At 41.2% G+C, this 6,972-nt stretch carries 9 protein-coding genes; 7 read left to right on the forward strand and 2 right to left on the reverse strand.

Annotated elements, in window-relative coordinates:
* Positions 1 to 491, forward strand: a 491-nt coding sequence (locus tag T525_RS0110915) for an IS3 family transposase (RefSeq protein ID WP_027407228.1), incomplete at its 5' end; no start/stop codon positions are given.
* A 201-nt stretch (positions 492 to 692) separates the two neighbouring features.
* Here the strand turns inward: T525_RS0110915 and T525_RS0110920 are convergent.
* Together T525_RS0110920 and T525_RS0110925 are read right to left on the reverse strand one after the other, a co-directional pair.
* Positions 693 to 887, reverse strand: coding sequence for a hypothetical protein (locus T525_RS0110920; RefSeq protein ID WP_027407229.1), 195 nt, complete (start codon positions 885 to 887; stop codon positions 693 to 695).
* Between the two features lie 333 nt (positions 888 to 1,220).
* On the reverse strand, positions 1,221 to 1,418 hold the full coding sequence (locus T525_RS0110925; RefSeq protein ID WP_027407230.1) for a hypothetical protein: 198 nt from the start codon (positions 1,416 to 1,418) through the stop codon (positions 1,221 to 1,223).
* Between the two features lie 347 nt (positions 1,419 to 1,765).
* Between T525_RS0110925 and T525_RS0110930 the strand changes: the two genes are divergently transcribed.
* The 6 genes from T525_RS0110930 to T525_RS0110965 all read left to right on the forward strand — a co-directional run bounded on the left by T525_RS0110930 (position 1,766) and on the right by T525_RS0110965 (position 6,527).
* Positions 1,766 to 3,097, forward strand: a complete 1,332-nt coding sequence (locus tag T525_RS0110930; protein ID WP_027407231.1) for a phosphatidylserine decarboxylase — start codon at positions 1,766 to 1,768, stop codon at positions 3,095 to 3,097.
* 172 nt (positions 3,098 to 3,269) lie between these two features.
* Positions 3,270 to 4,139 (forward strand): DMT family transporter, encoded by an 870-nt coding sequence (locus T525_RS0110940; protein ID WP_027407232.1) that lies wholly within the window; start codon positions 3,270 to 3,272, stop codon positions 4,137 to 4,139.
* Between the two features lie 215 nt (positions 4,140 to 4,354).
* A complete protein-coding gene (locus T525_RS0110945) occupies positions 4,355 to 4,789 on the forward strand; it encodes a Nif11 family protein (protein WP_027407233.1) in 435 nt (144 codons plus the stop codon).
* A gap of 179 nt (positions 4,790 to 4,968) precedes the next feature.
* Positions 4,969 to 5,280 (forward strand): hypothetical protein, encoded by a 312-nt coding sequence (locus T525_RS0110950; RefSeq protein WP_027397991.1) that lies wholly within the window; start codon positions 4,969 to 4,971, stop codon positions 5,278 to 5,280.
* Between the two features lie 448 nt (positions 5,281 to 5,728).
* Positions 5,729 to 5,899 carry a hypothetical protein gene (locus tag T525_RS16405; RefSeq protein WP_156945767.1) on the forward strand — a complete coding sequence of 57 codons (171 nt, stop codon included), beginning with the start codon at positions 5,729 to 5,731 and terminating at the stop codon, positions 5,897 to 5,899.
* A gap of 73 nt (positions 5,900 to 5,972) precedes the next feature.
* Complete coding sequence (locus T525_RS0110965; RefSeq protein ID WP_027407234.1) at positions 5,973 to 6,527, forward strand: DUF805 domain-containing protein; 555 nt, start codon at positions 5,973 to 5,975, stop codon at positions 6,525 to 6,527.
* The last annotated feature ends 445 nt before the right edge of the window (positions 6,528 to 6,972 follow it).

Genomic DNA, 6,972 nt, shown 5'->3' on the forward strand with positions numbered 1-6,972 from the left:
ATGAGAAATGGCTTACCGATGTTACTGAGTTTAAATGGTATGAAGGATTGGAAGCACGCAAGATTTACCTAAGTGCAATTCTAGATCTGTATGATAGAAGAATAGTTGCTTTTGTCTTAGGAACTCACAATAACAATTCGTTGGTATTCAAAACTTTAGATGAAGCTGTGAAAAACAATCCAAATGCGCATCCACTGTTTCATAGTGACCGTGGTTTTCAGTATACAAATCGGATATTTCATAAAAAATTGGAAGAATACGGTATGCTTCATAGTATGTCTCGTGTTGCTCATTGCATTGACAATGGGCCAATGGAAGGTTTTTGGGGCATATTGAAAAGGGAATGTTATTACGGCAAACGCTTTACAGATAGACTTAGCCTCGTACATACAATAAAATTCTACATTGCTTACTACAACGATAACCGTGTTCAACGCAACCTTGGCATTTTGACGCCGAGAGAAAAACACGATATGTATTTTGCCGCATAAAAAGGTCGACAGAACAATCTCTGTCGACCAAAGAAATTTTATGTTTTTTTACTGTCCTCTTGACGGGTAGCAGTTCAATATAGTCAGGGCACTTATTTTAATCTCCTGCCTGCTTCATGGAGAGAGGAAACAGACAGGGGAAGGAGATGGGCGATATATTAATTCCTCTAAATCCACTTAGAAGAAAGGACTGTTATTTTTTTATGCAGCCTTCTTTGGTCCCTGTGGATCCTGCTGTGGAGTATCCTTCTTAGGACTCGTGATATCTTTTACTATATCAATAATATCGCGGATGATCTGGAAAGGCTTACGACGTGGGCCATGAATGCGAATCCGTGGACGGCCACCGGCAACAGTATTTAATTCCATTTCGTTGAGTTCAAATTTCTTAGTCATGATAATATCTCCCTTCTTTATGGGCTGTGCCCTTGTTGTTTTATCTTTTATGTCCATACTTACGGATAATGGAATGATGTATTACAAAAAATAAAAAAAGGCCCTGCCTGTTTTTGGAGGGGAACAGGCAGGGGAGAGAATGAAAAGCAGTGTGTAATTTTACATTACATTTATACATACGACCCACAGATGAAAGTATTACATTTTTTTCAAACAAAATCCCCTGGCTGTTATTTAAGCCAGGGGATTCATTTTTCTGTCTGCTTCCGTGTGTTCTTTGCGGATTTCCAACTCCTTGGCATCCTCGCCTATTGAAGTGGATATATCAGTTTTTTAGTAAGGATAGTTTACAGGACCAACTGCGCCGAGAGGACCAGTTTCATTCACAGGACCGACTGCGCCGAGAGGACCAGTCCCTTTTGGTGGATCACAGGTAGCCAGAGGACCAGTTCCATTGTAAGGATAGTTTAGAGGTCCAGTTCCGCCCGATACTTTTTTCATTTCCTCTAAGTTCAGTTCCATCTTTTTCATCTTCAAGCACTCCTTTCTTTGTGTGTTTATGATTATCTTTTCTTGTCTGTACATACGACTAAATACTCAGAGTATTACTAATAATACATATTTTTTATAACACATTTATTATATTTTGGATTTAAGAAGTGCATTGTTCTATTACTCTTTTGGCCAGGGAGGTAGTGCCCGAAATTTGGCGCAGCTGGAAAGAAATATCCTGTTTTTGCAGGATTACGCTGTGGTTGATAGAATTGTATAGGACAAGGCATTATTGAGCAGACATTAGATAATTATATAATTATGAAAAACTGAGAAAACCGGAGTGTTAAAGAGATATTGCAAGATTAGATGAGGAGGATTTTATTATGAAAAGAAAAAGCTTTGTGGCAATATGGCTTTGTGCCTTATTGCTGGCAATGAGTACGCTGTGGATAAGCCAGGCTATAGCTGCGCAAGCTGAACAGCCATCAGGTATTTCAACGTCTGTAGGGCGGCCAAAAGCCTCCACAAGCTTCAGGGAGTCAATGATTAACAATCCAGATATACGAATATTGGTGGAAAAGTCTATTAAACAGGCATCAATTATCAATCCGGACAGGAAAACCAATCCAGTGCAATCTTTGGATGAGCTCTATGGTTTCCTGGATTATACAGTAACCTGTATGCCTTGGAATATCATGCCGGAGGAACGATACGGAAGCTTTTCCACAAAATGTGATCAGAGCATCCTCTATGTGTACTGGCTTTTGGATCAACCATTGGAAGAGCTTAAGGACAAAGAACTGTTCTATCCGTCTGTAGAGTACCTTGAACCAATATACACGTGGTTGACAGAGTACAATAATACATGGCGGGATTTCCTGGATTCAGAAGCATCGTGGAAACAGGAGTACCTGGATATGCTTCTTCGGGATCCATCCTGGAATCTTGATAAGGGTTGGTATGAATCACCGGATAACTGGCATTCATTCAATGAATTTTTCTCCAGAAAGCTGTCAAATGGAAATGCCCGTCCGATTGCCGAACCTAACGACGATAGGGTTGTTGTTTCACCTGCTGATTCCCTTCCCCAGGGGGTGTGGAATATCGATGAATCCGGAAGGTTCTATGCCGATTCTATTAAAAGGGAAGACGGTGTAATAATTAAGGATTCCACTTTTGTTTCTGTTGAGCAGTTGCTGGGGGAGCCGGGAGCTGAGTACGCGAAATTATTTCACAACGGAATATTGACACATACCTACCTAAATTATGATGATTATCACAGATATCATTTCCCAGTGTCCGGAGTCGTTGAAGCAGTATATAAAATTCCTTATGCCAATGCGGTTGGAGGAGTTGTTTATTGGGACAAGAACAAAGAGTTGTATGTTTTGGAATCAAATTCACTTTCATGGCAAAGTGTGGAAACAAGAGGCTGTGTTCTTATAAAGACAGACTATGGAATGGTGGCCGTTATTCCAGTGGGGATGGGGCAGGTTTCCAGTGTTAATTTTATTGAAACGATAAAGCCGGGGACAAAAGTGAAAAAAGGGGATGAACTGGGCTATTTCTTATTTGGTGGTTCCGACTGTGTAATGCTGTTTGAAGGTAAATCCGGTTTTAAACTGTCTGTAGGTAAAGGTGAAAAAGGCGGTTATTCTGCAGGTTATCGTCATGTACTCTGTAGGGAAGAATATGGGAGATTTTTGGGTAAATAACCAGCTAAGATCTGATATGATCCACCTATAATGACAGTTTTGGTTTTTCACTGTCTCTTATAGGGGGAGCATATCAAAATGGAGGATTATTCAACAAAAAATGTAAACGAGACCGCCAGCTCAAAGGGAAACTCCCAAGGGCCAGCGGCCTTTATTTAGGATTGAGGTAACAATGAAGTCTTACTTAATGGTCATTACCGCCATGCTCATATGGGGCTCCAGCGGTGTATTCAGACGCTATATCCCCGTTCCATCTGATTTCTTGGCCTTTCTTCGGGGCGTTTTGGGAAGCCTTTTTATGCTGTGTCTGATTTTGTACTATAAAAAAAAAGGCATGAACAGGATTCCTGCAAAAACTGTGGGCATGTTGCTCCTGGCTGGAGCCATGTATGGTTTTAACTGGATATTTTTCTTTGAGGCCATAAATTATACCACTGTGCCAATCGCCACCTTATGCTATTACATGCAGCCCGCCCTTGTAATATTGCTGTCACCTTTATTCCTTCAGGAAAAGCTGACCCGGGGGAAAATCGTGGTGCTGTGTCTAACTACTACCGGCATGGTATTAGTTTCCGGAATAACAGAAACGGAATCCGTGGATGTAAACCAGCTAAAGGGCGTAATTTTTGGCTTAAGTGCAGGGCTTTTATATGCCCTTAATGCCATTATTAACAAGCGTATAAGTAAAATTAATACTTATCATAAAACCTTTATTCAGCTGACCGGCGCAGTTATAACACTGATACCTTACCTCTTTATTGTTGACGGATGGAGACCAATTCCTACAGATGGTCTAACCATTATATCCGTACTAATTCTTGGTATAGTTCATACCGGCATAGCCTTTGCTTTATATTTCGCCAGCATGAAAACCTTGTCCGCTCCCTCAGTAGCCCTTTGCGGTTACATTGACCCCATAAGCGCCCTATTCCTGTCTGCCCTGGTTTTAGACGAAACCTTGACTGTCACTGGCGTCCTGGGGGCAGTGCTGATAATTGGCACCGCTGTGGTTAGCGAGATAAAGGCATCTACTGTCAAGTAATATCGGGGACCCTAACTTGACATTTGGAATTAAGAGAGTTTAATCAATCAAAAAACCTTAGAAGCAAATGGAGCCTATCTCAATGAGTAGGCTCTTTTTTGCAGGAAAACCACATTTTTTGCAGAAAAATAAAAAGAAGATAACACTTTTATTCTCCCATGGATATAAAGTATAAGAGTAAACAACAAAATTTAAATACTAAGGAGGACGACATCATGGCTAAGGAAAACGTAGGAAAGTTTTATGAGAAGTTGGCCCAGGACGCAGCTTTGGCTGAAAAGCTCAATGCTCTGGACAAGGATTTTGCTGAGAAGAATGAGGGCTCTGCAGATGATGCTGCTATGCGTGAAAAGGCAGTTGAGGCTATTGTTCTTCCTCTGGCAAAGGAAGTCGGTCTGCCATTTACCCTTGAGGAATTAAAGGAGTACGAGCAGGAACAGCTAAAGGAAATGAATCTTTCCGAGGACGAGCTGGATCAGGTGGCTGGTGGACATCCAGGCCGTCATGGGCAGAATGGTGGCGGTTTGGATAGCTCTAATGGCCTTAATGCTTGTGCTTATCTGGGCGTAGGTCTTGGCCAAACCAAGAAGAATGGAAAATATGCTTTTTGCATTATTCTCGGCGGTTCCGATGGCCCAGTTGCAGGATGAGGCATGACTAAATAGCAATCTTTATACTAAGAGAGCAGTTCATTGTGGACTGCTCCATTTTTGCAGGAAAACCACATTTTTTGCAGAAAAGTAAAAAAAGAGATAACACTTTTATCCTCTCATGGATATAAAGGACAAAGAGTAAACAACAATATTTAAATACTAAGGAGGGAAATAAAATGGAAAAGAAATTCATGAACAAGATGGACGACATGGAACTTGACATGGTGGTCGGCGGCGCGAGGGTATATCTTGTCACAAAAATAAGGAACCATTTGGGTATTGTCGATTATCATGTCGCTCAGGGTAATTATGATGGAGATATGAAAGATTTGGATAAGTTGGCTGAGGTAGGTAAGATAGATGAACTTAGGAAAAAAGCCAAGATGCGAGACAATGGCATGCTCAGACCAGGCGTCGGTTTAGATTTTATTAAGAACATGAGGGAGGAAGGCAAACATGTCATCATAATAGAAGGACGATATGATTGACAAGGTGGTCGGCGGTACCAATACGACCCTCAAAATTGACGGGCCATTCTACCAAATAATAATCACGGGGCTGTTCTCAGATCAGAGAATGGCCCTTTAGTTTTGGGCAAAAGAAAAGCCCTGCTAATTTCCCCATAAATTGAAACAGGCGGAGGCTTCCGTTCCCTCCGCTGTTAGTAATGACACTGGAAGAAATTATACAATCCCTGATGAAAGCATAACCGCTTCTACGTGCCTTTTATTTACTTGTATATACGTTTTATTTGGGTGTGTATTTCCTTTTCTGTCCTTTATATCCCTGAGCAGGGGAAAGTGTTATAAATTAGCAAGATATAATGGAGCTGTTATTGCATAGGAATATTAAGATGGTGCAGGATAATTTTTACTGGCGTAGAAAATCATACCATATAAATTTACTTGACTAATTATATGCGAGAGGTGAGAATATATGCGTGAACGTACCAAACGTGAGCGGATACGCATAGTAGACCGCTACTATGGCAATTATGATGATCCGGATACTCCTGAAAATCCTGACAAAACCGATGATAAAAACGTCAATATGTATAATCGCTACGAAGACATTGAGGATGAAGACGAGAGCGAAGACGATTTGTAAGTCTTTTTTGGAATTAACCAATACGGCCCTCCATTTTTGGGGGGCGTTCAACATAATTTGAGGAGAGAGTTTTGTGGCAAAGTATTGTGAAAAATGTGGAGAAATGTTGGCTGATAATGATGTTTTTTGTAACAGATGCGGCCAACAAGTGGCTGTCAACATGATAATGCAACCCCAGACGGTTATGAATTATGTACCGACCTTTGGAGCAGATTATGCCAGACGGGATGAGGCGTTGAGCTGGTTTACCTATCGTGGTCGATTGAACCGCCAAAGATATATTTTAAGGTCCCTTATGCTGACTTTTCTTTGCATTGTCTTTGGTATTATCCTGTTCGGTGGGATAGCTTTGATAATGGGTGAAGGGGAAATGAAGGGACACTTAGGCAGTTCCGGCACGGGAGTTATCATTATAATGGTGCTTTTGGGTATAATTATAGAATTGGCATTGACGGTACTTAATTACTTTTTGATTATAAAACGGGGACATGATATCAATCTGTCCGGCTGGGTTTCTGTGCTGATACATATGGTTTCCGGTGGTTTATTCGCAATAATTCTATATTTTATAAAGGGCAACGTGGGGCCGAATCCATACGGTGACGATCCGCTGACTTATCAAAATTGACATTTTAAATTGTATGTCCAATACGACCATCCAAATGGAGGCTCACCCAACCCCAAATAATCTCAAATACCCATAGAGCTGTTCCCAATCTGGGGGCGGCTCCTTTAATTTTGCCCAAAAGAAAAAGGCCAGTCCTTGGACTGACCTTATCACTGTTGGCGTGGGGGCCAGCAGTGCGCCTATCATAATTAAGAAAAGCCAGTTGGAGGACTGGCTCTCTTGTTTGCCGGGGGGAGTCCCCAGCTTCTTGGAATGGGATTCTATGAAAATATTTTAACATAAAAGGTTGCACTATGCAACTATCCTCTGTTGAAGCCAAAAAAGATGCCGATCATAAAGACCGGCAAAGGAAGGAACGACTACAAAAATGTAGCACATAAAAGGAAAACGTTATACGGAAAGTAATATGATAACCTAATTTTAACATGAATGGTTACAACAGGCA

The organism is Anaerovibrio sp. RM50 (assembly GCF_000622005.1).
In the GTDB taxonomy this organism is placed as follows: Bacteria; Bacillota; Negativicutes; order Selenomonadales; family Selenomonadaceae; genus Anaerovibrio.